The sequence below is a fragment of the Paenibacillus sp. YAE3 genome (assembly GCF_057546105.1).
This window is the reverse complement of the sequence record NZ_BAAIYF010000007.1, coordinates 252,879-278,287: the sequence shown is the minus strand read 5'-3', so window position 1 is coordinate 278,287 and position 25,409 is coordinate 252,879. Positions and strand designations below refer to the sequence as shown.

Genomic DNA, 25,409 nt, shown 5'->3' with positions numbered 1-25,409 from the left:
CTTGAAGAAACAAAGCATCTTTCCATAAAATACTATATTGTCAGCACTCGACTAAATAGAGTGCTAACAATAAAAAGAGGGGAAGGAGGGGAGCAAGGAACAAGAACGTCAGTGTCCGAAGCTGGCGCAGGTTTTGTTTGTCGAACAATTTTTTGGGAACAGGAGGAGATTTCGAAAATGAATGTACTGTTACTTGCCGGTGGTTTGGGAACCCGACTTAGACCCATGACGGAGAACATGCCGAAGCCGATGGCGCCGATTCTGAATCGCCCTTGGCTGGAACATCTCATTCTTCATCTGAAGGAACAAGGCGTTCACCGTTTCGTTATCGCTCTGAAACATCATCCCGAAAAAATAAGAAGTCATTTCGGCGACGGCCGCCGGTTGGGTGTTTCGATCCAGTACGCGATGGAAGAAAAGCTGCTGGGAACGGCCGGGGCGATCAAAAACGCCGAGCCTTTGCTCGATGAACAATTTATTGCCATGAATGCGGATATCGTCCATGATATTGAACTGAAACCGCTGCTGGATTTCCATCGATCCCATGGAGGAAAGGTCACCATCGGCCTGACGGAGGTGGAAGATCCAAGCGCATACGGGGTCGTCGAGCAGGACGATACGGGGCGCATCTTGCGTTTTGTGGAGAAGCCCCGCTTGGACGAAGCCCCTTCGAGACGGATCAACGCAGGCATTTACGTCATGGAAAAAAGCGTGCTCGCAGCGATTCCGTCCGATCGGGAAGTCTCCATTGAACGTGAAACGTTTCCGCTGCTGATCCGCGAAAACATGGGTGTATTCGGCACGACCATCCAAGGGTATTGGGCCGATATGGGCACGAAAGATCGATACCGCCAAGTTCACTGGGATCTCTTGAACGGTGCCGGGCGGATCCGGATACCCGGACAAGCCCAAGATCAAGGCATCTGGATCGGCAAAGGCTGCAAAATCGGAGCCGGCGTCCTCCTCGTTCCTCCGGTGTTAATCGGAGATCACGTAAAAATCGGTGCACGGGCCGTCATCGGACCTCATGTGGTGCTCGGCGACAAGTGCTCGATCGGCCCGAACGTCCGTTTATCAGAAACGATCCTGTGGGACGGCTGCCGGGTAAACGAGGGAGCGTACTTAAACAACTGCATTTTCGGATACGGGCTGGAGCTCGGTCCAAGACATATTTTGCATGAAGCCGTGATGAACCGATTGGGAGTGATGCAAGCATGACGCGTGTAGCTTATGTCAGCACTTACGTTCCGAAAAAATGCGGCCTGGCCACATTTACCTATCATTTGCGGCAGGCGGTCCACGCAGCCAAAGAGTGGAGAGTGAAGGATCCCGTCATCGTGCTCCACGACGGGGAAACGGACGGATCAAGGGATCCGCTGCTGTGGCTGCTCCGGCGCGACAGCGAAAAAGATTATGGGAAAATGGCGCACAAAATCAACCACTCCGATATCGAGGTCGTTTCGCTGCAGCACGAGTTCGGGATATTCGGCGGGGAAGCCGGCCGGCATATATTGCATTTCATCCGCGAGCTGAAAAAACCGCTGGTGACTACGTTTCACACCGTGTTTGAGCATCCCCGCGAGCCTTATGCGAGCATCCAGCGGGAAATTGCCGAACGAAGCGCCCGAATTGTGGTCATGAACCGCAAAGCGATTTCGTATTTGCATCGTTCGTTTGGCATTCCGGAGGACAACATCGTCTTCATTCCGCACGGTACGCCCGAACCCGACGCGGAGCGCCGCCTAACGTTCCGCGAGCAGCTCGGCTGGGCGGACCGGAAGGTGCTGATGACGTTCGGCCTTTTGGGCCGCGGCAAAGGGATCGAACTGATCCTGAAGGTGTTGCCGGAAGTGGTGAAAAAAGTGCCAAACGTATTATATGCCATCGTCGGCCAGACCCACCCGGAAGTCAAAAAATGGGAAGGGGAGAAATACCGCGAAGAGCTGAAGGCGATGATCGAGGAAAACGGCATCGGGGAAAACGTCGTCATGATCGACCGCTACATGGAGGAAAACGATCTGGTGCGCCATATCACCGCCTGCGACGTTTACGTGACGCCGTATCCGGGGCTGGAGCAGATTACCAGCGGTACGCTGGCCTATGCGGTCGGCCTGGGGCGTCCGGTGTTGTCGACCCCGTACTGTTATGCGCAAGATTTGCTTGCCGATGAACCGGGTCTGCTGATCCCGGCGGAAGACGAGGCATTATGGCGGGAACGGATCGTGTCGCTGCTGACCAACGAGGTGATGCTGCAGGATGTCGTCCGGAAAATGAAGCGGCTGGGCCAAACGATGCATTGGCCGAACGTCGGACATGAATATCTCCGTTTGTTGACCGAGGTGGGAAGACATGGAAAGGCCATCCGTTCGGTTTGACCATCTTGAAAAAATGACGGACGACACGGGGATCCTTGAACATGGATTAGGTTCGATTCCCCGGCGCAACGAAGGGTACAGCACGGACGACCAAGCCCGGGCGTTATGGGTTTGCCTGGAATGGTCCGGCAGTTGCGGAAAGGAAGACCAAAAAAGGCTCGAGCGGTTAGCCGAAACCTACATCGCTTTTTTGCTGTGGGCGCAAAAGGAAGACGGGCATTTTCACAACAATTTTGCCTACGACCGCAGCAAGGAGCCGGAAACGCCTTCCGACGATTGCCTTGGACGCTGCCTATGGGCATGTGCCCGGGCGATGGCCGCAAAGCCTTCGCCGTCCTTCGCTTTTGCGGCGGAATCGATTTTCCGCAAAGCGCTGGGGCAGGCCCACCACATGCGTTACCCGCGCGGATGGGCTTACGCACTGGCGGCGTTCGGCTTGCTGCAGCGTACCGGTTACGATGTCGACTTGTCCAACCGGATCAGGGAAACCGCAGAGCGCCTTGTCGGCCTTTATCACCGGCATTCGGCTCCGGATTGGTCATGGTACGAACCCGAAATCACTTACAGCAACGCCCTGCTGCCTTGGGGGATGCTGTGGGCCTATGAAATATTAAAACGTACGGATATGCTCGATATCGCTTTAAGCTCCCTCGATTTCCTGATCGGTTTGTCGCAAAACGACGCGGGGCAAATCCGGCCGATCGGAAGCAAGGGCTGGTGCCGTCCGGGTGACCGGGCCTTGTGGGACCAGCAGCCGATCGATGTCATGAAGTTGGCGTTAGCCGCAGCCAAAGCTTATGAGCTGACGAAAATGCCAAAATACGAATCGATCGTGGCGAAATGCCGCGATTGGTTTTACGGCGGCAACGATCTCGGAGCACCCATGGTTCACGAGAAGGACGGCAGCTGCTGCGACGGTTTGAACGCGGACGGCCCCAATGTGAACTGCGGGGCGGAGGCCGTCGTCTCTTACTTGCTGACCGAGGCCATATACGAAAAAACGATAAACCAGCAAGCGCAACTCGCCATCATCCAATAAACGACAACCAAAAAGAGGTGGATAAACGATGCCTTTAACCCAAGAACCGCAGGAGCAGGGGATGCCAACCCGGGATGGGGGAACCTCCATCCCCTCCCATGTATTCCGTGAATACGATATTCGCGGCAAAGCGTATGAAGACATTGACCTCCCTTTTTGTTATTGGCTGGGGAGAGCTTTTGGCGAAACCTTGAAGTCGGCCGGCCGGAACACGGCCATCGTCGGCCATGACAACCGCAAATCCTCCCCGGAATTCCATCGGGCGCTGACCGCCGGCTTGCGGCAAGCCGGATGCACAGCGGTCGATATCGGCGAAGTGACGACGCCGATGTTCTACTTTGCGATGCATCACTATAAAGAGCCCAGCGGCATCATGATTACGGCCAGCCATAACCCCGGCGACGAAAACGGATTTAAAATCGCCATGGACTATACGACGATCTACGGCGAAGAAATCCAGAAGCTGCGCAGCCGCATGCTTGGTTTGGCGGCCGAAGGCAAGCTGCCTTCCGGCTTCGATGATGCCGAAGAAGGTTTGCGCCGCGAAAGCGTGGAGGAGCCTTACCTGGACATGCTGGCAGACAAAATCCGGCTGGACGGCCGGAAGCTTAAGGTCGTTGTCGATTGCGGCAACGGCACGCCGTCGCCGTTCGCTCCCAAGGCGCTGCGGCGTTGGGGCTGCGAAGTGATCGAGCTGTACTGCAAGTCGGATCCGGATTTTCCGAATCATCATCCCGACCCGGTAGAGCCGAAAAATTTGCGGGATTTGATCGACGCCGTGAAAAAGGAAAAGGCCGACGTCGGCATCGCCTTCGATGGGGACGGCGACCGCCTTGGCGTGGTGGACGAACAGGGCGGCATTTTATGGGGCGATCAGCTGATGATCCAGTTCTGGCGCGAAATTTTGCCGAAATATCCGGGCTGCAAGGCGTTGGTGGAAGTCAAATGCTCGAAAGCGCTGGTCGAGGAGATCGAGAAGCTGGGCGGCGAGCCGATTTTTCATCGCACCGGGCATTCCCATATTAAAGCGAGCATGCGCAAATTGGACGTTCCGTTTACGGGCGAAATGTCCGGGCATTTATTTTTCCGCGACGAATACTACGGTTTCGACGACGCCCTGTATGCCGCGGGACGCCTGCTCCGCATCATGAGCCAGGATTCGCGTCCGCTGTCCGAACGATTCTCCGACGTGCCAAGGTATTGCGCCACTCCGGAAACGAGGGTGCCATGTGACGACGATGCGAAACAACAAATCATTCAACAGGTGAAAAGTTATTTTCAAGGGACGCGCGAGCTGATTGACGTCGACGGCGTTCGCGTGCTGTTCCCGAACGGCTGGGGCCTGGTACGCAGCTCGAACACCCAGCCGATCCTGGTGCTTCGGGCGGAGGCCGATACCGAGGCGGACTTAGCCGAAGTCAAAGATCATTTGGAACAAGCGCTTCACGAGGCTGCACCGGGATTGCAAATTCAATGGTAACAATAAAAAAGCTCCTGCGGCGATTATGCCGGGGAGCTTTTTTGATCGTTGAAAAGAAATGGGGGATAAAGAACAAGGGAAGCACCGACTGTCGTGAACGGCCTATTTTGTATTGCAGAAAACCATGCCCTCTGTCGATTTTCCAGCCCGATAAGTTATCCTAATCGGTACATAAATTAACATTTATTTAACATAAAAACGTGGCTGTTATTATGTTCCATTTGGTATCCTATTTAAAATATTGCCCGAAAGGTGAAGATGCAATGCACTATTTCGCTAGTTTCTTGATGGCCGTATTCCTCACGTCCTTATCCTATTTCTTCGGCAGCCGGCTGCTCACTCCAGGCCTTTATGCCTGGCAGGCCCTAATCATAGGCGCATCCGTCGTTTCTTTGGGCGCCCTTGCCGAGGCACTCAAATTGCCGATCGGGTTGATCGTGTTCATACCATTTCCTGTCGGCATGTTGTTGCTGTTTCTATTTTTGCAGCAGCCGTTCCGAATTTGGTTATTGACGTATCTGATTATTTTGGCGTTGTATACATTAATCCACGTCATCGCGAGCTATTTTTTCCATTTCCATTCTTTGATACCTGCCTGGAAGTTATCGTAGCACGGAGCATTTACGAGGTTTACGCGTTGCAGTATCATAAACGCATAGGAATTTGTTGTCACTCGCAAAGGAGAAGTGCCGGAAATGAAAGATCGTATCGTCGATTACTGCTTGAAGAAGAAAGGGGCGGTTCAGACCTATCCCTTCGGACCCGATCCGCTCGTCATCAAGGTGGCCGGCAAGATGTTTGCTCTCGTTTTTGACCATGGGGACCACGCTATCGTAAACCTCAAATGCGACCCGATCATCGCCGAAAATTTGAGGGAGCAGCATGAGGCCGTCCAACCAGGGTACCACATGAACAAAACGCATTGGAACTCCGTTCATCTGGATGGATCCTTATCGGAGACGGATATATTCGACATGATCGACCATTCTTACGATTTGGTTGTCCAAAAGCTGCCGAAGAGTGTTCGGGAAACGGTAAAGTAGGATCGAGAGAACATGATTTAGGAAAATAAAAACCTAAATGGCTGCCGTGTTGGCGAGCAAAAAAAGAGCGGAAAGCGATACGTTTTCCCTCTTTTTTCTACTTTTTAAGGGATTAACCCCCCTTCGCGGGCGAGGCAGGGATCGCTCTTTTCGGCTGATCCGACGAACGGTTGAATCCGGGGCTGAAAATGAATGAAACGAGGCATGGCACAACAACGTAATAACGAAAGGAAAGCCGTACAAACATGAGGAGAGGGGAAATGCCGTTGGAGTCGTTTTGGTTGGAGTATGCATGGGCATTGTTGATTCTTATTGGGTTGGAGGGTTTGTTATCGGCGGATAACGCCCTTGTCCTGGCGGTCATCGCAAAGCACTTGCCTGAGAACCAAAAGAAGAAGGCCATCAATTACGGGATCGTCATGGCATTCGTTTTTCGCTTTGCCGCGCTGTTTGCGATATCGTTCATTGCGAACGTTTGGCAAATACAGGCGATCGGAGCTGCTTATCTTTTGTACCTCGGATTAAAGCACATCATCCAGGCCCGTTACGGCAAAAAAGACCCGAAGGATCGCGAGGATGCAGAGAATGATGCTGCGGGGAAAGGCTTTTGGCCGACGGTAGGTAAAATTGCCCTTGCGGATCTTGCTTTTGCAATTGATTCCATTCTTGCTGCCGTGGCATTGGCACTGGGACTTCCGGATTCGCCGCTTCGGGATTTCGGCGGCATGGACGGAGGACAATTCATCGTTGTCGTGCTGGGCGGAATCGCCGGGCTCGTCTTGATCAAGTTCGCGGCCGCCTGGTTTATTAAGCTGCTTTCTCAACGGCCTGCACTGGAGACGACGGCATACGCCATCGTGGCGTGGGTCGGCGTCAAACTCGCCGTCATTACTTTGGCACATGAAGATATTGGCGTGCTGAATCATCATTTCCCGCATAGCACAGCCTGGACCCTTGTTTTCTATGGCGTCCTGGTTGCGATCGCTCTTCTCGGCTGGTTCGCGCCTGCGAACAAAAAACAGTCCCAGCCAGATTCATAACGTTTTGGATTCTTTGAAGACGCCGTTGGCGCCACTTCAAAACGGTGGACCACGGGTAGTTAAAGGCAATTGCTCGACGTTGACAACCGTAACCGATTATCCTATATTTGGGCTATCGGCGAAAGAACCGCCAATGGTTCTCTGGATGCCGCGTTATCGAGGAAACGAAAAAAATACAACGATAAAGAAGTTTATGGGCATCATCGAACTCGGCTTGAGCCCAATCAAATAAACCGGTTGCATGTCTCTTTTTGCAGCCGGTTTGCGTTTGCTTCGGACAAGTTGGGCAGCTTGCTTATTTTATTTCGAAGAATGTAACTGTGAGTGGACATGACTTGGAAAGGATGTTGCATGCATGAGCGAATCGAATCAGGAGTATATCGTGATCTCGGCCGCGAGGGAAAATAATCTCAAGAACGTATCCTTGCGCATTCCCAAGCGGAAGATCACGATTTTTACCGGTGTATCGGGGTCAGGCAAGTCATCGATCGTCTTCGATACCATTGCCGCAGAATCCACGCGCTTGCTGAATGAGAACTTCAGCATGTTCGTGCGCACGTTTCTGCCCAAATATCCCCAGCCGGATGCGGATGCAATCGAGAACCTGAGTATGGCTGTGATCGTGGATCAGAAGCGGTTGGGCGGCGGTTCGCATTCCACGATGGGCACCATTACCGATATTTCACCCATTCTCCGTCTTCTCTTTTCAAGGGTAGGCCAGCCCTATGTCGGGGGAGCGAACATGTTTTCGTTTAACGATCCCCAAGGCATGTGTCCCGAGTGCAACGGGATCGGCCGCAGCCTTACCGTCGACATGAGCAAAGCGGTGGACATGTCCAAGTCCCTCAATGAAGGGGCTATTATGCTGCCGGGCTACACGGTAGGAGGCTGGGAATGGAACATGCTTGTGCAGTCAGGTTCCTTTGATCCTGATAAGAAACTCAGCGATTATTCGGTTGAAGACCTGGAACAGCTTCTGTATGGCAAAGCAAGGAAAGTGAAGATGGATTTCGCCGGGAAGGCAACCAATATTACGGTAGAAGGCGTCATCGAGAAGTTCACGAACAAATACATCAAACAGGACTTGAAAACCAAGTCCGAACGCACGCAGCAAACCGTCGCTCCGTTCATTTCCGAGGGTCCATGTTCAAGCTGTCACGGTGCGAGGCTTAGTCAAGCGGCGCTGGGCTGCAAGATCAACGGACATAACATAGCCGAGCTGTCCTCCATGGAGGTCGGACAACTTATCCGCGTCATTCGGGAGATTGACGACGCTGCCGCCGTGCCGATGGTCAAGTCGCTGACGGAGCGGCTGCAGCATCTGGTGGATATCGGACTGGACTACCTGACGCTGGACCGCGAGACAGATACATTGTCCGGCGGCGAATCGCAGCGCGTGAAAATGGTGAAACACCTGAGCGGAAGCCTGGTCGATGTTACGTACATTTTCGATGAACCCAGCGTTGGCTTGCATCCCCGCGATGTGCACCGCTTAAATGAATTGCTCCAGAAGCTGCGCGACAAGGGGAATACCGTGCTAGTCGTCGAGCATGATCCCGACGTCATCAAAGTGGCGGATCATATCGTTGACGTCGGTCCGTACGCCGGCAGCCGCGGCGGTACCATCGTGTATGAAGGAAGCTACCAGGGCTTGCTTGAGGCCGATACATTGACAGGTATCCATATGAAGCGGCCGCTTCAATTGAAGCAAGATTGCAGGCAGCCGTCCGGCAAGCTGTCCATCAAGGATGCCACCTTACACAACCTGCAGAACGTCAGCGTCGACATTCCGGCCGGAGTGCTGACCGTCGTTACGGGTGTGGCGGGATCGGGCAAAAGCACGCTGATTAACGAAGTATTCCTCAGCCAGCATCCGGATGCGATCGTCATCGACCAATCGGCGGTAGGTGTATCGACGCGTTCGAATCCGGCGACCTATACGGGCATCCTGGATGATGTGCGGAAGGCTTTTGCTTCCGCGAACAAGGTGAGCCCAAGCTTGTTCAGCTTCAACTCCAAGGGAGCTTGCGAACACTGTCAAGGGCTGGGCGTTGTGTACTTGGACCTTTCATTCTTTGAAAGCGTGGAGATGCCGTGCGAAGCATGCGGAGGAAAACGATTTAAGGAAGAGGTGCTCGCATACAAGCTGAACGGCAAGTCCATCGCAGATGTGCTGGAGATGACGGTGGAACAGGCTTTGGAATTTTTCCAGCTGAAAGAGGTCGTCCGCAAGCTGCAGGCGATGAGCGATGTAGGTTTGAACTATATTACGCTCGGCCAGCCGCTCAGCACGCTATCAGGCGGCGAATGCCAGCGCATCAAGCTTGCAAGCGAGCTGCATAAGAAGGGCAGCATCTATGTAATGGACGAGCCGACGACGGGCCTGCATATGTCGGATATCGGACACCTGCTGGAGATCATGAACCGACTCGTGGATGCCGGCAATACGGTGATCGTCATCGAGCACAATCTCGAAGTGATCAGCCAGGCGGATTGGATCATCGATATGGGACCGGACGGAGGCAGCAAGGGCGGCCAAGTGGTCTTCGAAGGGACGCCTTCGCAGATTGTCCATGCGGAGCAGTCGATCACGGGAAGATATTTACGGCAATGATTGTCATGGAATTAAACAGCTGTCCCGAATAAACACATATGATGCTTGAAAGTAAGAAACGTGTCGCAGGACAAGAACATATATCGATATAAAGTCGCGAATATCGCGGCTTTTATATTTTTTTCCTGTGTTAGGCCCGGACTGACGACATGGCACTCGGCATCTTTTCGAGGGGACGACAGCGTTGGATGAATGTAGTCGGGAGATGCTGCCGCGTTCCCGTTTATATATGGTCATGCAGTGACCGATAAATTTTATTGATTTCCGGTGAACGATTTCGCGAACCTCTTCGTATTATGGGTGATTGCATGGGTTGCGTACGGACTGATGCAATCAAATGGGCGGCATGAATCCAAAGGAAAGGAGCAGGGACTGCGGTTGGAAGAACTCAAGCAAATCGAACGGGCGCAGCGCGGGGATAGTCAGGCGATGGCGCAGCTGCTGCAGGCCCACTACTCCTTTTTAATGAAATATCTCGTCAAAATGACGATGAACCCGGCGATGGCCGAGGACTTGGCGCAGGAAACGATGCTGAGGTGCATCGAGAAGATTCATTTATATAACGGAAAATCCAAATTTTCTTCCTGGCTGATCACGCTGGCGACGCGGATCTATATCGATCAGATGCGCCGTACCAGGGTCGAGAAGCACTGGAAGGATCAGGAGCAGGCCCTGCGCCGGACGGAGTGGCAGCTGAAAGCAAGGCGGGAGGAATGGACCGATGCGATGCAAGCCCTCTCCAGGCTCGGCTACGAATGGCGGCTGCCGATTTTGCTTAAGCATTTTTACGGCTATGCCTATGATGAAATCGCCGACATGATGGACATTCCGCCAGGGACGGTGAAATCTAGAATCCATCACGGGTTGCAGCAGGTACGAAAGGAGTTGACGACGGATGAAGTGGAACAAGGAAGAGCGGGAGAGGTCCGCTGATCTAAACAAGCAGGAGCAAGCGCATGCCGAAATCGTTCATGAAGAACCATTTGCGGAGGACCAGGCTCTGATCGCGCAGCTGATGCAAGGGTTCGAGCAGATGGAACTGGCGATCCGCCAGCCTGAGCCGCCGCCGTTGCACGAACTGGAACGTTTTGTTGCAGTAGAGCAGCGGAAGCTTCGCAGACGCGCGGGACTGGAGGTCGCGCTGTTTTTGATCATGGCCCTGGCCATCATCGGCGGCAACATGCTTTTGGCGTCCATGAACATCGTCGTGTTTGCGGTTATCCAGGGGCTGGTCTTCGTCGGAGCGATCGCGTTTGCTTTTCGCTTTTTCTATCATTCGAAGAAGAAGGTGAAGTCCGGACATGCCTAAAACGAATCCCGAATCGGTACCTTTATGGGCAGTCGTACTGATCGCCTGCATTTTACTGATTCAAAGCCTGTTCCTCTTCATCCATTCGCGCCGCCATACGAAATACTACTGGATATGGGGGATCGTCGGGCTGATCCAGTTTCCTGGACCGCTCGTTGCCTATTGGCTCGTTCATATTTACTGGCCCTTGCGAAAAGAGCGTCTAAAGAACCGTAAACATCAAAATGGATCAAATGAATAAAGGGGGAAACGACCATGGATGCGATGAATACGGGCATACCTTGGAGTTTGATCGCGCCATTGATCGGCCTGCAGCTGATTTTAGCTGTGGTTGGTTTGATATCCTTATATAAAGCGGAGGCGACGCGCGGACCGAAATGGTTGTGGGTCATCATCATCGTGTGCGGGAACATTCTGGGTTCGGTCGCTTACTTTGTCATCGGAAGGAAGGATGCCTCATGACACGGGAGCTGCTCCAGGTAAAGGGATTATCCAAGCGCTTTAAGGATCGCGAAGTCGTTAAAGGGATTTCGTTCAGCATTGCCGAAGGCAGCTGCGCTGCCCTGATCGGCCCGAACGGTGCCGGAAAAACGACGACGATCAGCATGCTGGCGGGGCTGCTTCAACCGTCAGGCGGTTCGGCCATGCTGCTGGCGGAAGGAAGACCGGTCGCCGACCCCCGGCCTTTCATCGGATATTTGCCGCAAATGCCCGTGTTTTATCCTTGGATGACCGGGGCTGAATTTTTGCTTTACTCCGGGGAGTTGGCCGGGTTGACAAGACGCGAAGCCAAACGGGAGACCGGAAAGTGGCTGGACGCCGTAGGCCTTCGGGATGCGGGCAAACGCAGGATCGGTGGTTACTCCGGCGGCATGAAGCAGCGGTTAGGGCTAGCCCAGGCGCTCATCCACCGCCCGAGGCTGCTTATTCTGGATGAACCAGTATCGGCGCTCGATCCTGCAGGTCGCAAGGATGTGCTGACTCTGCTCCATCGTATTCGTCTTGAAACGACAGTCCTCTTTTCAACGCATGTGCTGCATGATGCCGAAGAGATTTGTGATGAAATTCTCATGATGCGCGAAGGCGAAATTGTTTTGCAGGGAAGTCTCGATCACTTGCGACGAACTTACAGCGAACCGGTGATTCGGCTGGAAGTCGGTGGAGACGAGGTTTCGAGGGCATGGCTTGCAGCGGCGGGGGGCAAGGACTTCGTCATGCATTCGGAAATATCCGGCGGACGGGCGAAGCTTAGGGTCGCGGACGTCGAGCGGGCTGCGCTTGAACTGATGGCCGATGCCGTGTCCCGACGGGTGACGATTCGTACGTTCGAAGCGGGCCAAAGCACGCTCGAAGACTTGTTCCTGAAGGCGGTGCGATCATGATGCAGTTCAAGTTGTTTTTCCGCAAAGAGATGCTGGAGATGGGACGCAGCTATAAATGGCTGTGGGTGCCGCTCGTCTTCTTGATGCTGGGGGTCATGCAGCCGGTAATGACGCGTTTTATGCCGGAAATTTTGAAGTCCGCGGGAAACATGCCCAAAGGCATGACGATCACGATCGCCCCTCCTTCGGGGGCGGAGGTGCTGGCGCAAACGCTAGGTCAGTACAGCTCGATAGGGATCTTGATCTTGGTATTGTCGGTCATGACCATGATTTCCGGGGAGCGGCAAAGCGGCGTTTCACAAATGATCTTTGCAAAACCGGTGTCGTACGTGTCCTATGCTGCGGCCAAGTGGGCAAGCATGTTGTCCCTCGTCACCGCCTCGTTTGCGCTCGGCTATGGAGGCGCCTGGTATTATACCGTCCAGATGATCGGCACCGTTGAGGCCGGTGCGGTTGTTAAAGCTGGACTTTTCTATTTGCTGTGGCTCTGGTTTGCGGGAGCGTTGACGCTGCTCGTGAGTTCGCTTCTGGATTCCGCGCCAGGTATAGCTTTTGTTAGCCTGGGGGCGGCGCTGCTGCTGTCCGTGGCGTCGGGATGGCTGCCGAGGTATACGGTTTATAGCCCGGGTTCCCTGCCGCAAATTTCGGCGCAATGGCTGGAGCCCGCGGGCGAAGCGAAGGGCGCCGTTGGCGCGGCCCTTCTGTGCCTGGCGTGTATCTTCATTTTTTTTGCAGCCGCGGTTTATCAAATGAAGTTAAGGAATCCAAAAGGATAAATTTCCTTACTATGCTTCTTGCCGAACGATCTAAGAGACAAGTCTTTCCATCAGGCCGGGTTTATAGTATGCTTGCGATATAAGGGAGGAGAGGGATTATATGGTGAAACAACTGATCGTCGGAGACATCATGAATGAGTTGGCTTCGACGCGCCGCGTCCTGGAACTTTTGCCTGAGGAGCACATGTCCTGGAAGCCGCATGCCAAGTCGATGACGCTTAGCGGACTGGCCACGCACCTGATCAACCTGCTCAACTGGCAAGTCGCGATTTTTCTCTACCCGGAATTCGACCTGTCGACCGTGCCGCTTCGGCGGGAAGCTTTGGAAAGACGCGAAGATCTGTTGGAAGAGTTTGACGGGAATGTGGCCAAGCTTGAAAAGCTGTTGGACGAATGCGACGAAAAATCGCTTGGAGAAGAATGGACACTGCGGAACGGTGACCACATTATCCTTCGCCAGCCGCGGGCGATCGCGCTTCGCACCTTCGGAATAAGCCATATGGTCCACCATCGTGCGCAGCTCGGCGTTTATTTGCGGCTGCTGGACATCCCGGTGCCCGGGGTCTACGGTCCATCGGCCGACGACCAAGGAAATTGACGATTAATTTTTACCGCATGACTGCCGCGACTAATCGCGGTATTTTTTTATTTTTTTCAGAGAGGGTCTTCATGTTTGACGGAGGGATTGAGCCGGTACTTTCAATGACGAAAGCTGCGTAATCATGTTTGGGTTGGCTTTGAAAGGAGAGGATGACGGTGCGCTATATGGGCGACAAAGATTTTTGGGATCATAAGTTTACGGAGCGGGACGATCGGTTGATGGGTCCGGAAAAAATGATTTTGGAGAATAGTCCGTTTTTTCAAAAGGGAACTTTGCTGGATCTGGCCTGCGGAGATGGCAGGAATGCGCTGTATTTTCTGAAGCAGGGCTTTGAAGTAACCGGCATCGATTTCAGTCGCAAGGCGCTGGACCGTTTAAGGCGGTTTGCTGCCGAACACCATTACGCTGTGCGGACGCAGGAATTGGACCTGTCCCATCCGGATTGTTTGAAGGAAGTAGGGATTTACGACAATATCGTCGTCAATCATTACAGGCTGGGGAAGGAACACCTGGGCAGAATTCATCTCAACCTTGCAAGCGGAGGGCTGCTTTTCGTTTGCGGATTCGGCCATAAACATAAGGAGGATCCGTTCATACGAGAGGAAGATTTGATCATGCCGTCTGATTTTGACCATATCGATCCTTCGCTCAAGCGGATTCGTTACTTGGAAGAGGAAGACCAAAGAGGTTTTCTTGTCGCTTATTTATATCGCAAAACATCCTAGGGAGAGCATACGAAGGAATTCCATATGCTGCAGATTTTCGGGATAGGTTTGCGACATGCCTCGAGTTGATCCCGTAGCGCCGCCACCATAAAAACCCGTGTTCCCTGAAACTATTATTTCCTGAACATCTATACGATTTGTCGCCAAGTTACATAGAATATAGCAAATCTATCAACAAAAAAGTGGTGACGAACGTGAAGATAGAGGACATGAAAGGCGCTTATGACGTTATCATCGGCTTGGGAAGCTGGTGCGGGCCGTCCATTTATTTGTCGCGGTATCAGCTGCGGCGATTCTCCTTTCCGCTAGATTGGATGATATCGAATTCGGCCGCGGACGTAACCCGGTTGTTAAAAAATCGTTTCGAAGGTTTTATGGAGCTCGGACAGCTCCGGAAGATTGACGGAACTTCGGCCGTTTTGGAAGAGGGCGTCGCAGTGCTTCAAGAAGGCGGGACATACCAAAGCGCCCATTTTATTCTGGATACGCGTTACAACGTAATATCCGTCCATGATTTCCCTGTCATCCCCAACCAGGATTGGACGGCCGTCTATGTTGCGTACAGCGAGAAGCTTGCCCATCGAATCCAAAGGTTTTTGCATGTGCTCGGTCACAGCCGTTCCGTTCTGTTCATCAGGTGGGGAGAGATCGGGGAGGAGGAAGCCTTGGAGCTTCATGCTGCTTTGTCCTCATTGACGCCGGGCAGATGCAGAATTATATTCTTGCAGACCGTGTCCGGGTTGCAGTCGATCCGGGAGATCGATTGGAAACGGGATGATATCGGCACGCTGCAGGTCCCCCTCGAGGAGCCCTATCATGAAGCAGCATGGAGTTATGCCATGAACGGTTTAACATTAACCGGATATTGGTAGCGGTTCTAACAAGTCGATATCCCCCCATAAAAATGAAGCAGCAGCCGTCCGGGACTTGAAAAAACAGTCTTAGACCGCTGCTGTTTCTATCCATAGAACGCGGAAGGTGGCGACAGGAGGCATGGATTCGCCTTAGCCGCTCAAGCCACGGCGAAGCCGAAAATATGGGAGGATGGATGCGGTTTTTAGAGAAAATGATAATTAAATTTCCATCATGATTCCTGATTTCCTATGCTATAATATAAATGGTTTATTTTGGTATTACAGGGAGGGAGAAGGATGGACAAGCAAAAACATGCCTCTGGCATGCCTATCAACCAGGACAAGGGGAAAAAAATGCGAACCGCATCCGTAGCGAAGAAGGTGGTCGCAGGCACACTCGGTTTAAGTCTGCTGCAGGTGCCTTTGTTGGTGTCGGCGGCTTCCGGCGTAAGCGTTGTAGAGAAAGCAGCAGCGCCGCAAGCAACCCAAAGCAGCGGTTCGGACGCATCCAAAGGGCAAGGTCCGGCCGATGCCAAGATTACGAAAGCCCAAGCGGAGGCGCGGACAAGAACGTTGTTTCCAATTTTGAAGGAGGCGAGGCTGGAGAGCATTACTTATGGGGAGCAGAATGTGTTCCCGCCCAATACGAAAAAGATCTGGGTACTGAACTGGTCGATTCAAAAGGGAAACAACTCGTCGGGCTTCAGTACCGAAGTGGACGCCATGACGGGAGACATCCTGAGTTTCTATTATCCTTCCATGTGGCCAGATGAAAGTTCCAACACGGCTTATTACCCTCCGGCGGTATCCAAACAGGAAGCGGAAAAGATTGCCGAGACGTTTATCGTCAAAGCGGCTCCCTCGATCAAAGCCGGAACGATGAAGCCTTCGACCGAATACAGTTTTTCGTCTAATCAAGCATTGTTCGGTCCGGTGCGGTATAGCTTTGGGTATTCGGTGGACGTCAACGGACTTCCGGCCGATAATGAGTTCGTGAGCGTTGAAGTGGATGGAAACGGGAATATCGTCCGTTTTACCCGAAGCGCTTACCAGGGCGATTATCCATCCGCCAAAGCAGCCATCAGCAAAGAGGAAGCGGAGAAGCGTCTTGAGCAAGGCTTGTCCGTAAAACTTGCTTACATATCGTCGACGCCGCTTTTTAATACGTCCTCCAAACGAGAATGGAAAATCGGCTACATTCCGGACCGGAATTTGGTGCCTACGGATGCCAATTCCGGCAAGGGGATCGATACGATTTGGGGAAAAGATCTGGATAAAGCCAATCAAACGGTTCGTTATACCGCATTAAAGCCTTCCAATAAAGCGTTCACCCCGCATAAAGGTGGACAGTTGACTGCGGACCAAGCGCTGGAGCTTGTGCGGGAAATCGCCCCCGGCTCGGAATATCAGCTCCAATCCAGCTTAGGGAACTATTGGTACGGGAACAAGCAGGTTTGGAGTTTGTACTGGAACAAACGAACTCCCGGAATATACCAGGAAAGCAACAAAAGCGCAGTCGTGGATGCCGAGACGGGGCAGCTGCTCTCCTATAACGAGTTCCAATATCCCGGAAGCGAGCCGGCCAAAGCCTCCGCTCCTGCCGTGACGGAAGCCCAGGCTCAAACCAAGGCGATCGAGCTGGTGCTCGCCCATTATCCGAATGCCGCCGAAGACCTGAAACTGTCGGATGCTCAAACGTTGAACCCGTCCTCCTCGAAAAAAGTCTATCAATTTGTGTTCCAACGTTTTTATAAGGATTTGCCCGTCTACGGAAGCACGGTAAGCGTCTCGATCGACGGCGGCGGCAATTTGCTTAGCTACAATGCGGACAATGCCCCGTCCGACGCGGATCTCAAAGCGATGGATGGGTTAAAAGCTAATATCAGCCCGAAAGAAGCGCAGGAGCGTCTGCTGAACGAACTCGGCGTGGAGCTGCGGTACATCAGCAGCGGCGGCTACTCCGTGGATAACACGTATGTGGAGCCTAAAGTTCGGCTGGCGTATGTTCCAACGTTCGATAAGAGCAGAAACCTCGGTTATATCGATGGGGTCACGGGCAAAGCGGAAGCCTTTCTTCAGCTGCCCGATCCGAACAAAGGACCTAGCCCCGAGCTTCCAAGCGATGCGGTGAACCACGCTGCTAGCAAGGATCTGGCCACGCTGCTTGAATATCGGGTCCTGTCTCCGGCGGATGACGGCCTGCTTCATCCCGATGCGGAGATAACCTTGGGCGATTGGATCCAGATGATCGCTAAAGGGCTTTATCCCGACCAGAGCTATTACGGGGGCCGCATCCAGCAGCCGCTTTATGCCGATGTTCCGGCGGACAGCCCGATCGCTCAAGCGGTGCAGCTGTTTGCGGATAAAGGGTGGTTGGGCGACGTGAAATCTTCCGAACTGCATCCGGAGCAAAAGTTGACCCGTGAAGCGGCAGCCTCCAGCCTGACCACGGTTCTGCATTACAACCGTTTGTCCAAGTTCTTCCAGCAGGATGCGCAGGCGTTGTCCCTCTCGGACGCAAGTGCCATCAAGGACAAAGGAGCCGTCGCGCTTATGCTGAAACTTGGCCTGATGGAGGCTCCAGGCGGGAAATTCGACCCTGCGAAGCCGGTCACGCGGGCGGAAGCGGCGACCATCCTGGTACGGCTGGCACATCTGCAAGGAAACGTGGATACGCCGCTTAATCAAAGATAATATGATCCTCTAGAGAATACCTAAGGAGCGCCGTTTTCGGAAGCGGGGAATCCCGATCCCGTCAGAACCGCAGTCACTTTGACTGCGGTTCTGTGCTGTCAATATCCCTATTCGTCTTCAAACATCCACCGATTTTAGTTCGCAGCCGGTGGATGTTTTCTTTTTCTTTTCTAATAACGCCGGCGGCGATAGAATATAGGAATAAGAGACTTACCGACGGTGTCCGTTACGGACAACCTGAAATTGGGGGTGCGCCATGCCGTTTTTCAAACGTCCCAAATTGAACATTTACTTGAGGCTGGTCTTCACTTTTCTGTTTATCGTCGCTCCGCTTTACGCTGTCAGCGCCCAGATGAACCGTGTTGGGGAAAAGTCCGTAAAGGAGGAAATCTCCGGCTCCATGCTGGCTAAAGTGCATTTCTACATGGCTTCGTTGGATCTGGATTTCGGCAAAATGATCAGGCTGGGCAGAGAATATATTACGGATGACGATATCGGTAAACTCAGCGTAGCAGCTTCCGTTATGCCTGATTTCGAAAAAACGAAAGCGATGCTGCGCTTGCAGAAGCAGATGCTGCTCCTCAAGGCTTCCAGCAGCTATATTGCCAACGCCAGCATTCACATCTCAAGGCTGGACCGGACGATCTCCTCCAACAACGGGGTGGACGCGACCCCAGAGGAAGAATTCCAAGCGCTCAGCGCATCGAAACAACGCGGCTATTCGCCGCTCATCGCCTGGAACGGCCGTTTGTTTATCAGCCTGCCGTACCCGGAATATATCCTTTCCGAAGAAAAGCCTTCTTACCTCGTCGATATAGAAATCAATCAAAAGGAAATCGCCAAGGCCTTGGGGGACATGATCGACAACACGCAGGGCGGTGCTCTTCTGATCGACGATCGCAACCAATGGAGCATCTCGAGCCTGCATCGCCCGGAAACGGAAACGCCGCTGCGCGAATGGGTTTCCGGCCAAATCAGGTCGGGAGCCCCGAAGGGGGTCGAGACCATTCGGATTGGCGCGAAAAACTACTTTATCGGTTATGAACATTCCGCCTCCATGGGGGCCGTCCTTCTGACCTATTTGCCTCAGGATAGCGTGCTGGGGCCTTTGAGCACATACCGGAATTGGTTTCGCTTTTTTTCGGTCCTCTCCATCTTTATCATCGCTTATTTTTCCTATGTCATTTATCGCTTGATTCACCGGCCGCTGCGAACTTTGGTACGAGCCTTCCGCTCGGTCGAACACGGGAATTTCAACCATGTGGTTTCCTCCCGCTTTAAGGATGAATTTTCATACCTGTACATCCAATTCAATGCCATGATCGACCATATACGCGTGTTGATCCATGAAGTGTACGAGCAGAAATACCGGGCAAAAGTGTCGGAATTCAGGCAGCTGCAGTCCCAGATTAATCCGCATTTTCTTTACAACAGTTTTTATACCCTTTCACGCATCGCGAAAAACGAAGATTACGAAGGGGTAACCACGTTCGCTCAATATTTGGGGCAATACTTCCAATTCGTTACCCGCGACGGCGCCGACGAAGTAACGCTGGAGGCGGAGTGGATGTTCGCCAAAACGTATATCGATATTCAAGCATTCCGTTTCTCGAACCGAATTACCGTACGAGTGGACGATCTGCCGTCAGCATACAAAAAACGGGAAGTTCCCAGACTGATTCTCCAGCCGCTCATCGAGAACGCATATAACCATGGGCTGGCGAACAAGAAAAAGAACGGTGAAATCGCCATCACTTTCGAAGCTTCCGGGAACCAGCTGGTGATCGTCGTAGAGGATAACGGCGAAGAATTGACGGATGATCGTTTAAAAGACATGCAATCCAAGCTGGCGTCGGAGAAAACCCCGCTCGAGACGACCGGATTGGTCAATGTACACCGGAGGATTCAAATCCAATTCGGGGAACACTTCGGTCTTCGGTTATCAAGAGGAAGCTTGGGCGGTTTAAGGGTCGAAATGATCATTCCTTTGGAGGGTGAGAGCGGATTATGAATCGGTTGCTGATCGTTGATGACGAACCCATTATTGTCGACGGAATTTATCGGCTTTTGCAGGAAGAAGATGATTTGCACTTGGACCTGCACCGGGCTTATGGCGGAGACGAAGCCTTGGAAAAACTGAATGCTTTCCGGTTCGACATCGTGTTGTCCGATATTTGGATGCCGGGCATGTCCGGCCTTGACCTGCAAAAGCATATCAACGAGAGGTGGCCGTCCTGCAAAGTCATTTTTCTGACCGGGCATCCGGATTTCAACTATGCACAGACGGCGATAAGGAATCATTGCGTCGATTACATTCTCAAGACCGAAAGCGACGATGCGCTGCTGCGCAGCGTCCGAAAAGCCATCGAATTGCTTCATTCCGAGCGGGTGAATGCCGGATTTCTCGAAAAAGCAACGGAACAGTTTCAGTTAGCCGTACCGACGCTGCAAAGGGAGATCCTCCGAGGATTCTGCGAAGGCATCCAATCGCTAAAGTCCTTGAAACCCGAATTGCTGAGGGACTTGTCCATTCCCCTTGCGCTTCATGAGAAAGTCCTGCTGGTAATGGGACGGGTCGATTGCTGGCCTCCCCATATTACGAATGCCTCGGATAAAATGCACCTGATGTTTGCCATCCATAACATCGCGAAGGAATATTTGGCTCCTTGTGCGCTTCAATCCGTCAATGTGGAGCAAAATCGCTTCTTTTGGCTGATTCAGCCTAAGGAGGAAGCGGAGCCGGGTTCTTCGTTCCCATCGGACTGGCCCCGGACCTTGCGTTTCGTTCAGGGCACCTTGGAAATGATTCAGTCGACAAGCCTGGAGCTGCTGAAGATCCCGCTTTCGTTTGCCGCCGGAAAAGAGGAAGTGGAATGGAGGGAAATCCCGGTCCGTTATCAGAAACTGCGTGCGGAGCTTGGCCGCGGGCTGGGGATCGGGCAGGAAACGATCCTTATCGAGGACCAGCAAACGGGGGAATATTCGCTGGATGAGAGCGAAATCCGGAAGCAAACCATCCGCAATGTGATTCGAAAATGGTCGGGAAACGACTATGTCTCCGATGAGGAGAAGCAGGAGATGCACAAGCTGCTGGCCAAGCTTTCCAACCTGATGGATCCTTTTTATGAGGATACGGGCTTTTTTCTGGAAGTATACTATGCCATGGCTTCCCACCTCTTGACCCAGTTGAACCGATGGGGCGAAGATCCTGCCCCGCTGAAGGACGTGGAGGTCGACAGGCTGTCCCACTATCAGCTGCATCCCTCAAGAAAAGACGCCTTCCACTATTTGATTCAGACGGCGCTCCGGCTGATCGAAGCAAGGGATCATGAGAAGAAGGAACATACGAATCAAGTGGTGCATCGCTTGAATCGTTACGTGGAGGATCACCTGGATTCCGATTTATCCTTGACGACATTGTCCGATCTCGTACATCTGAATCCCTATTATATGTCCAGACTGTATAAACAAATGACGGGAATCCATCTGCCCGATTACATTACCGATGAACGGATCAAGAAAGCCAAAGAGCTGGTGGTCGAATCCCGCCTCAAAATGCTTGAAATATGCAAAAAAGTCGGATTCGAATCACCCGCTTACTTTACGCGGATTTTCAAAAAGAAAACAGGCTGTACGCCTCAAGAGTTCAGAGAAATGCATCAGTCGACCCGCAACTGATGGTTAGGGGACAATCATGAGCTCAAGGAACCCGGTGCGAAATGCATCGGGTTTTCTTATTCAAACGATCACTGCTCGGAGTTTGGCATTGTCGTACAAATCGAGCAATGAATGTGCAATTCTTATTATGGGAATGGGTCAACATGTCACTTTATAATAGGGCTACGGACCTCGGAGCATCCGATCCAAGCTGCTTGTTCTGAGCTCGGCAAGCTTAGCTGGGCCGCGGATCGCGAGGGTTGAAATGCGATAACAGAAACGGGAGGGTACCCATGAAGACAGTTAAGACTATGATAGCGCTTCTTGCCGTCAGTTCCATGATCGTCGTTTCCGCTTGCGGTTCATCCACGAAAGAATCTTCCGACGCCAAGCCGAATGGCGGGCCGGATACGAATGCCGCCGAAGCCCCTGCTGGACCACTCAGCAAATACGCGACGCCTATCGAAGTGACAACGGTCAGAACCGCCGATTCTTCCATGAAATTCACCGGCGGCGATACGATCGAAAATAACGAGTGGACCCGCGCCTACAAGGACGAGCTGGGGATCCATCTGAAATATAAATGGATTGCCACCAGCGGCGATGATGCGACCCAGAAAATGAACGTCATGATTGCCTCGGGAGATCTCCCCGATATTATTCCGGTCAACGCAAATCAACTGAAACAATTGGTCGACGCCGATATGGTCGAAGATATGTCGGACGTTTATGCAAAATATGCGACTCCGCTCGCCAAAAAGTTTATGGACGGAACACAGCTCGATTCGGCCAAATTTAACGGGAAATTGATGGCCATACCGAATACGAATTCGTCCATTGACGGGGCAAACGTTCTTTGGGTACGCACCGATTGGCTTCAAAAGCTGAAGCTGCCGGAGCCCAAAACGATGGATGACGTTCTCAAAATCGCGGAAGCCTTCGCCAAGCAGGACCCCGATGGAAACGGGAAAGACGACACCTTCGGCATGGGGATCAACAAAGGGATCGGCGGCGGCGGAATCATGGGACTGGGGGGCTTTTTTAACGGCTTCCATGCTTATCCGGGCGCTTGGGTCAAAGACGATTCCGGCAGCCTTGTCTACGGCTCCATCCTGCCTGAGACGAGGTCGGCACTCCTAAAACTGCAGGAAATGTACAAAAACGGATTGCTGGATAAGGAATTCGGCGTGAAGGACGGCAGCAAGACGGGCGAAGATGCCGTCGCAGGCAAAATCGGATTGTATTATGGGGCGATGTGGAACCCGATCAATCCGCTGCAGAAAGGCAAAGATTTGGATCCTAAGATGGAGTGGGGGGCATACAAAATCGTCTCCGTTGATTCTGCTCCTGCAAGACCGCAAGTCGGAAATCCCGTATTTGCCTATTATGCGGTGAAGAAGGGGGCCAAAAATCCGGAAGCGGTCATGCAAATGGTCAACCTGTTCATCGAGAAGGGATGGGGAGAAAACGCGGACTTCAGCCATTTCTTCAGCTCTCCGGATGGAATCGAACTGTTTAAGCACGCACCGTTTAATGCCTGGTCTCCCACGAAAAACCTGGACGTGCACCTGGCTGTCATCGAAAGCTTGAAGACCGGAGACACGTCCAAGCTGAACGGGGAGCAACGGGCCACGTACGAGAAGATCAAGCAATTCAATAACGGGGACAACAAGCAATGGAACCAGGCCCGGGTGTTCGGCGAATCCAGCTCGTTTGCGGTCATCAACCAGTATCAAAAAGAGAACCTGCCGCTGATGAACGAGTTCTTCGGTGCCCCGACCAAAAGCATGGGGGACAAAAAGGCGACGCTCGACAAGATGGAGCTGGAGACGTTCACCAAGATTATTATGGGCGAGCCGATCAGCGCGTTCGATAAATTCGTCGAAGACTGGAAAAAGCTTGGCGGAAACGATATGACGAGCGAAGTCAACGAATGGGCAAAATCGGTCAAGTAATCGAAAGTGAAAATACGATGACAGAACATGATTTCTCAACCTGAAAGAAGGGCAGGCGATCAAATGACTTTCAAGAAATGGAGGCATGAATTGCCGCTGCACTTTATGCTTCTGCCGGCGCTTGCCGTCCTTGCCGTATTCAGCTATTGGCCGATGGTCGGAATCGTCATTGCGTTTCAGAAGTTTTACCCCAATAAGGGATTCTTCGGGTCGGAATGGGTCGGCCTGGACAATTTCCTTTATGTCTACCATCTCCCGGGAATATCTCAGATCCTATACAACACGATCTTTATCGCGGTCATGAAAATCATCGCAGGTCTGGTGGTCCCCCTTACGGTTGCGCTTCTCCTGAATGAGCTGGCGAGGGAGCGGATCAAACGGATGATCCAGACGCTGATCTATTTGCCCCATTTTTTGTCCTGGGTCATTTTGGGAGGCGTTCTGATCGATGTATTGTCGTTGAAAGGAATCCTCAATCAGTTGCTGGGATGGTTTGGAATCGATCCGATTTATTTTTTGGGCGACAACCACTGGTTTCCTTATGTGCTGGTCATTACGGATACGTGGAAGGATTTCGGGTTCGGCACGATCGTTTATTTAGCAGCGCTTACGGGCATCGACCAGTCGCTGTACGAAGCGGCCGAGATCGATGGGGCAAGCCGCTGGCGGCAGACGCTCAACATTACGATTCCCGGAATTTTGCCGGTCGTCGTCCTGATGACGACGCTGAGCCTGGGGAATGTGCTGAACGCCGGTTTCGACCAAGTCTTCAATCTTTACAGTCCGCAAGTATATGAAAGCGGGGATATTATCGATACGTTCGTCTACCGGATCGGATTGATCGATGCGCAATACAGCGTGGCGACGGCCGTAGGACTGTTCAAATCCGTCGTGTCGCTTCTGCTGATCTCTTCCTCTTACCTGCTGGCTTACCGGTTTGCCGGATACCGAATCTTCTGACGGGGAGGTGATCTCATGGTTCAAAAACGGGGAATAAGCCGTACCTTGTTTATTGCGCTCAACTATACGTTTCTTATCGCTATTTCAATCCTTTGCCTGCTGCCGCTCATTCACGTGCTTGCGGTATCGTTTAGCTCGAGCGCGGCGGCGATGGGCGGTCTGGTGAAATTATGGCCGGTTCAATTTACCCCCAGCGCCTACGAATACGTGCTGAAAAAGCCTGAATTTCTGGATGCCTTATGGATTACGGTGAAACGTGTCGTGCTCGGCGTTTCCATCAGCATGTTTCTCACCATTTTGACCGCATATCCGCTGGCTAAAGAGAAATCGAAGTTCAGGTGGAGAACGCTGTATGCGTGGCTGCTTGTGCTGACCATGCTGTTCAACGGCGGCCTGATCCCTTGGTATATGACGATTAAGTCCCTTGGGCTGCTGGATTCCATTTGGGCCTTGGTGCTGCCGGGCGCCGTGCCGGTTTTCAATGTGATCCTGCTGCTGAATTTTTACAGGGGACTGCCCAAGGAATTGGAGGAATCAGCCTTCATGGACGGAGCCGGGCACTGGACGACGCTCTGGCGGATCTACGCTCCGCTGTCATTGCCGGCACTGGCTACGATCGGGCTGTTTACAATCGTCGGCCATTGGAACAGCTGGTTTGACGGTCTGATTTTGATGAATTCGCCGGAAAACTATCCGCTGCAGAGCTACTTGAGAACCATCATAGTAGGCCAAGACCTGACGATGCTGACTTCAACCGACTTGTCCCTGCTTCAGGATTTATCGGAACAAACGATAAAAACGGCACAGATTTTTCTTGGCGCATTGCCGATTATCCTAGTGTATCCGTTCCTGCAGCGCTTCTTTATCAAAGGGATCGTCATGGGCAGCGTAAAAGGATGAAGAGG

23 protein-coding genes are annotated in these 25,409 nt (G+C 52.6%); all 23 read left to right on the top strand.

Annotation, left to right across the window (positions count from 1 at the left end; all coding sequences use genetic code 11):
• The first annotated feature begins 177 nt into the window (after positions 1-177).
• A complete protein-coding gene (locus AC27KL_RS15845; protein WP_487170325.1) occupies positions 178-1,218 on the top strand; it encodes a nucleotidyltransferase family protein in 1,041 nt (346 codons plus the stop codon).
• Positions 1,215-2,375 carry a glycosyltransferase family 4 protein gene (locus AC27KL_RS15840; RefSeq protein WP_339324741.1) on the top strand — a complete coding sequence of 387 codons (1,161 nt, stop codon included), beginning with the start codon at positions 1,215-1,217 and terminating at the stop codon, positions 2,373-2,375. Before AC27KL_RS15845 ends, AC27KL_RS15840 begins: the two co-directional genes overlap by 4 nt.
• The gene (locus AC27KL_RS15835; RefSeq protein WP_487170324.1) at positions 2,350-3,414 is read left to right on the top strand and encodes a glycosyl transferase; all 1,065 of its coding nucleotides are present in this window, start codon (positions 2,350-2,352) and stop codon (positions 3,412-3,414) included. Before AC27KL_RS15840 ends, AC27KL_RS15835 begins: the two co-directional genes overlap by 26 nt.
• 61 nt (positions 3,415-3,475) lie before the next feature.
• The gene (locus AC27KL_RS15830) at positions 3,476-4,894 is read left to right on the top strand and encodes a phosphomannomutase/phosphoglucomutase (protein ID WP_487170382.1); all 1,419 of its coding nucleotides are present in this window, start codon (positions 3,476-3,478) and stop codon (positions 4,892-4,894) included.
• Positions 4,895-5,157: 263 nt separating this feature from the next.
• Positions 5,158-5,505: a hypothetical protein gene (locus AC27KL_RS15825; RefSeq protein WP_487170323.1), complete on the top strand. Its 348-nt coding sequence runs from the start codon at positions 5,158-5,160 to the stop codon at positions 5,503-5,505.
• A gap of 84 nt (positions 5,506-5,589) precedes the next feature.
• Entirely contained in the window at positions 5,590-5,937 is a 348-nt protein-coding gene (locus tag AC27KL_RS15820; RefSeq protein WP_487170322.1) for an MmcQ/YjbR family DNA-binding protein, read from the top strand.
• Positions 5,938-6,203: 266 nt separating this feature from the next.
• The gene (locus tag AC27KL_RS15815; RefSeq protein ID WP_487170381.1) at positions 6,204-6,977 is read left to right on the top strand and encodes a TerC family protein; all 774 of its coding nucleotides are present in this window, start codon (positions 6,204-6,206) and stop codon (positions 6,975-6,977) included.
• A gap of 355 nt (positions 6,978-7,332) precedes the next feature.
• A complete protein-coding gene (locus AC27KL_RS15810) occupies positions 7,333-9,591 on the top strand; it encodes an ATP-binding cassette domain-containing protein (protein WP_487170321.1) in 2,259 nt (752 codons plus the stop codon).
• A gap of 378 nt (positions 9,592-9,969) precedes the next feature.
• Positions 9,970-10,524 carry an RNA polymerase sigma factor SigY gene (gene sigY, locus AC27KL_RS15805; RefSeq protein WP_487170320.1) on the top strand — a complete coding sequence of 185 codons (555 nt, stop codon included), beginning with the start codon at positions 9,970-9,972 and terminating at the stop codon, positions 10,522-10,524.
• Entirely contained in the window at positions 10,487-10,900 is a 414-nt protein-coding gene (locus AC27KL_RS15800) for a YxlC family protein (RefSeq protein WP_339324747.1), read from the top strand. Before sigY ends, AC27KL_RS15800 begins: the two co-directional genes overlap by 38 nt.
• Positions 10,893-11,141 carry a transcriptional regulator gene (locus AC27KL_RS15795; protein WP_339324748.1) on the top strand — a complete coding sequence of 83 codons (249 nt, stop codon included), beginning with the start codon at positions 10,893-10,895 and terminating at the stop codon, positions 11,139-11,141. The genes AC27KL_RS15800 and AC27KL_RS15795 overlap by 8 nt, the downstream gene beginning before the upstream one ends.
• A gap of 23 nt (positions 11,142-11,164) precedes the next feature.
• Positions 11,165-11,362 (top strand): PLD nuclease N-terminal domain-containing protein, encoded by a 198-nt coding sequence (locus tag AC27KL_RS15790; protein ID WP_339325135.1) that lies wholly within the window; start codon positions 11,165-11,167, stop codon positions 11,360-11,362.
• On the top strand, positions 11,359-12,282 hold the full coding sequence (locus tag AC27KL_RS15785; RefSeq protein ID WP_487170319.1) for an ABC transporter ATP-binding protein: 924 nt from the start codon (positions 11,359-11,361) through the stop codon (positions 12,280-12,282). Before AC27KL_RS15790 ends, AC27KL_RS15785 begins: the two co-directional genes overlap by 4 nt.
• Positions 12,279-13,058: an ABC transporter permease gene (locus AC27KL_RS15780; RefSeq protein WP_487170318.1), complete on the top strand. Its 780-nt coding sequence runs from the start codon at positions 12,279-12,281 to the stop codon at positions 13,056-13,058. The genes AC27KL_RS15785 and AC27KL_RS15780 overlap by 4 nt, the downstream gene beginning before the upstream one ends.
• A gap of 100 nt (positions 13,059-13,158) precedes the next feature.
• Positions 13,159-13,656, top strand: coding sequence for a DinB family protein (locus AC27KL_RS15775; RefSeq protein ID WP_487170317.1), 498 nt, complete (start codon positions 13,159-13,161; stop codon positions 13,654-13,656).
• A 152-nt stretch (positions 13,657-13,808) separates the two neighbouring features.
• Positions 13,809-14,384 (top strand): class I SAM-dependent methyltransferase, encoded by a 576-nt coding sequence (locus tag AC27KL_RS15770; protein WP_487170316.1) that lies wholly within the window; start codon positions 13,809-13,811, stop codon positions 14,382-14,384.
• A gap of 194 nt (positions 14,385-14,578) precedes the next feature.
• Positions 14,579-15,256 (top strand): DUF1796 family putative cysteine peptidase, encoded by a 678-nt coding sequence (locus AC27KL_RS15765; RefSeq protein ID WP_487170315.1) that lies wholly within the window; start codon positions 14,579-14,581, stop codon positions 15,254-15,256.
• A gap of 279 nt (positions 15,257-15,535) precedes the next feature.
• Entirely contained in the window at positions 15,536-17,932 is a 2,397-nt protein-coding gene (locus AC27KL_RS15760) for a YcdB/YcdC domain-containing protein (protein ID WP_487170314.1), read from the top strand.
• Positions 17,933-18,188: 256 nt separating this feature from the next.
• Positions 18,189-19,943, top strand: coding sequence for a sensor histidine kinase (locus tag AC27KL_RS15755; RefSeq protein ID WP_487170313.1), 1,755 nt, complete (start codon positions 18,189-18,191; stop codon positions 19,941-19,943).
• On the top strand, positions 19,940-21,610 hold the full coding sequence (locus tag AC27KL_RS15750) for a response regulator (RefSeq protein ID WP_487170312.1): 1,671 nt from the start codon (positions 19,940-19,942) through the stop codon (positions 21,608-21,610). The genes AC27KL_RS15755 and AC27KL_RS15750 overlap by 4 nt, the downstream gene beginning before the upstream one ends.
• A 272-nt stretch (positions 21,611-21,882) precedes the next feature.
• Positions 21,883-23,544, top strand: coding sequence for an extracellular solute-binding protein (locus AC27KL_RS15745; RefSeq protein WP_487170311.1), 1,662 nt, complete (start codon positions 21,883-21,885; stop codon positions 23,542-23,544).
• 63 nt (positions 23,545-23,607) lie between these two features.
• Positions 23,608-24,504, top strand: a complete 897-nt coding sequence (locus tag AC27KL_RS15740; protein WP_339324758.1) for an ABC transporter permease — start codon at positions 23,608-23,610, stop codon at positions 24,502-24,504.
• 15 nt (positions 24,505-24,519) lie between these two features.
• Positions 24,520-25,404 (top strand): carbohydrate ABC transporter permease, encoded by an 885-nt coding sequence (locus AC27KL_RS15735; RefSeq protein WP_487170310.1) that lies wholly within the window; start codon positions 24,520-24,522, stop codon positions 25,402-25,404.
• Positions 25,405-25,409: the final 5 nt, after the last annotated feature.

Bases quoted from the DNA above. Each gene is read 5' to 3' on its own strand.
- AC27KL_RS15740 (WP_339324758.1), top strand. From the start codon at position 23,608: ATGACTTTCAAGAAATGGAGGCATGAATTGCCGCTGCACTTTATGCTT.
- AC27KL_RS15820 (WP_487170322.1), top strand. From the start codon at position 5,590: ATGAAAGATCGTATCGTCGATTACTGCTTGAAGAAGAAAGGGGCGGTT.
- AC27KL_RS15780 (WP_487170318.1), top strand. From the start codon at position 12,279: ATGATGCAGTTCAAGTTGTTTTTCCGCAAAGAGATGCTGGAGATGGGA.
- AC27KL_RS15735 (WP_487170310.1), top strand. From the start codon at position 24,520: ATGGTTCAAAAACGGGGAATAAGCCGTACCTTGTTTATTGCGCTCAAC.
- AC27KL_RS15775 (WP_487170317.1), top strand. From the start codon at position 13,159: ATGGTGAAACAACTGATCGTCGGAGACATCATGAATGAGTTGGCTTCG.
- AC27KL_RS15840 (WP_339324741.1), top strand. From the start codon at position 1,215: ATGACGCGTGTAGCTTATGTCAGCACTTACGTTCCGAAAAAATGCGGC.
- AC27KL_RS15760 (WP_487170314.1), top strand. From the start codon at position 15,536: ATGGACAAGCAAAAACATGCCTCTGGCATGCCTATCAACCAGGACAAG.
- AC27KL_RS15795 (WP_339324748.1), top strand. From the start codon at position 10,893: ATGCCTAAAACGAATCCCGAATCGGTACCTTTATGGGCAGTCGTACTG.
- AC27KL_RS15750 (WP_487170312.1), top strand. From the start codon at position 19,940: ATGAATCGGTTGCTGATCGTTGATGACGAACCCATTATTGTCGACGGA.
- AC27KL_RS15810 (WP_487170321.1), top strand. From the start codon at position 7,333: ATGAGCGAATCGAATCAGGAGTATATCGTGATCTCGGCCGCGAGGGAA.
- AC27KL_RS15825 (WP_487170323.1), top strand. From the start codon at position 5,158: ATGCACTATTTCGCTAGTTTCTTGATGGCCGTATTCCTCACGTCCTTA.
- AC27KL_RS15800 (WP_339324747.1), top strand. From the start codon at position 10,487: ATGAAGTGGAACAAGGAAGAGCGGGAGAGGTCCGCTGATCTAAACAAG.
- AC27KL_RS15830 (WP_487170382.1), top strand. From the start codon at position 3,476: ATGCCAACCCGGGATGGGGGAACCTCCATCCCCTCCCATGTATTCCGT.
- AC27KL_RS15790 (WP_339325135.1), top strand. From the start codon at position 11,165: ATGAATACGGGCATACCTTGGAGTTTGATCGCGCCATTGATCGGCCTG.
- AC27KL_RS15770 (WP_487170316.1), top strand. From the start codon at position 13,809: ATGACGGTGCGCTATATGGGCGACAAAGATTTTTGGGATCATAAGTTT.
- AC27KL_RS15755 (WP_487170313.1), top strand. From the start codon at position 18,189: ATGCCGTTTTTCAAACGTCCCAAATTGAACATTTACTTGAGGCTGGTC.
- AC27KL_RS15745 (WP_487170311.1), top strand. From the start codon at position 21,883: ATGAAGACAGTTAAGACTATGATAGCGCTTCTTGCCGTCAGTTCCATG.
- AC27KL_RS15835 (WP_487170324.1), top strand. From the start codon at position 2,350: ATGGAAAGGCCATCCGTTCGGTTTGACCATCTTGAAAAAATGACGGAC.
- AC27KL_RS15845 (WP_487170325.1), top strand. From the start codon at position 178: ATGAATGTACTGTTACTTGCCGGTGGTTTGGGAACCCGACTTAGACCC.
- AC27KL_RS15785 (WP_487170319.1), top strand. From the start codon at position 11,359: ATGACACGGGAGCTGCTCCAGGTAAAGGGATTATCCAAGCGCTTTAAG.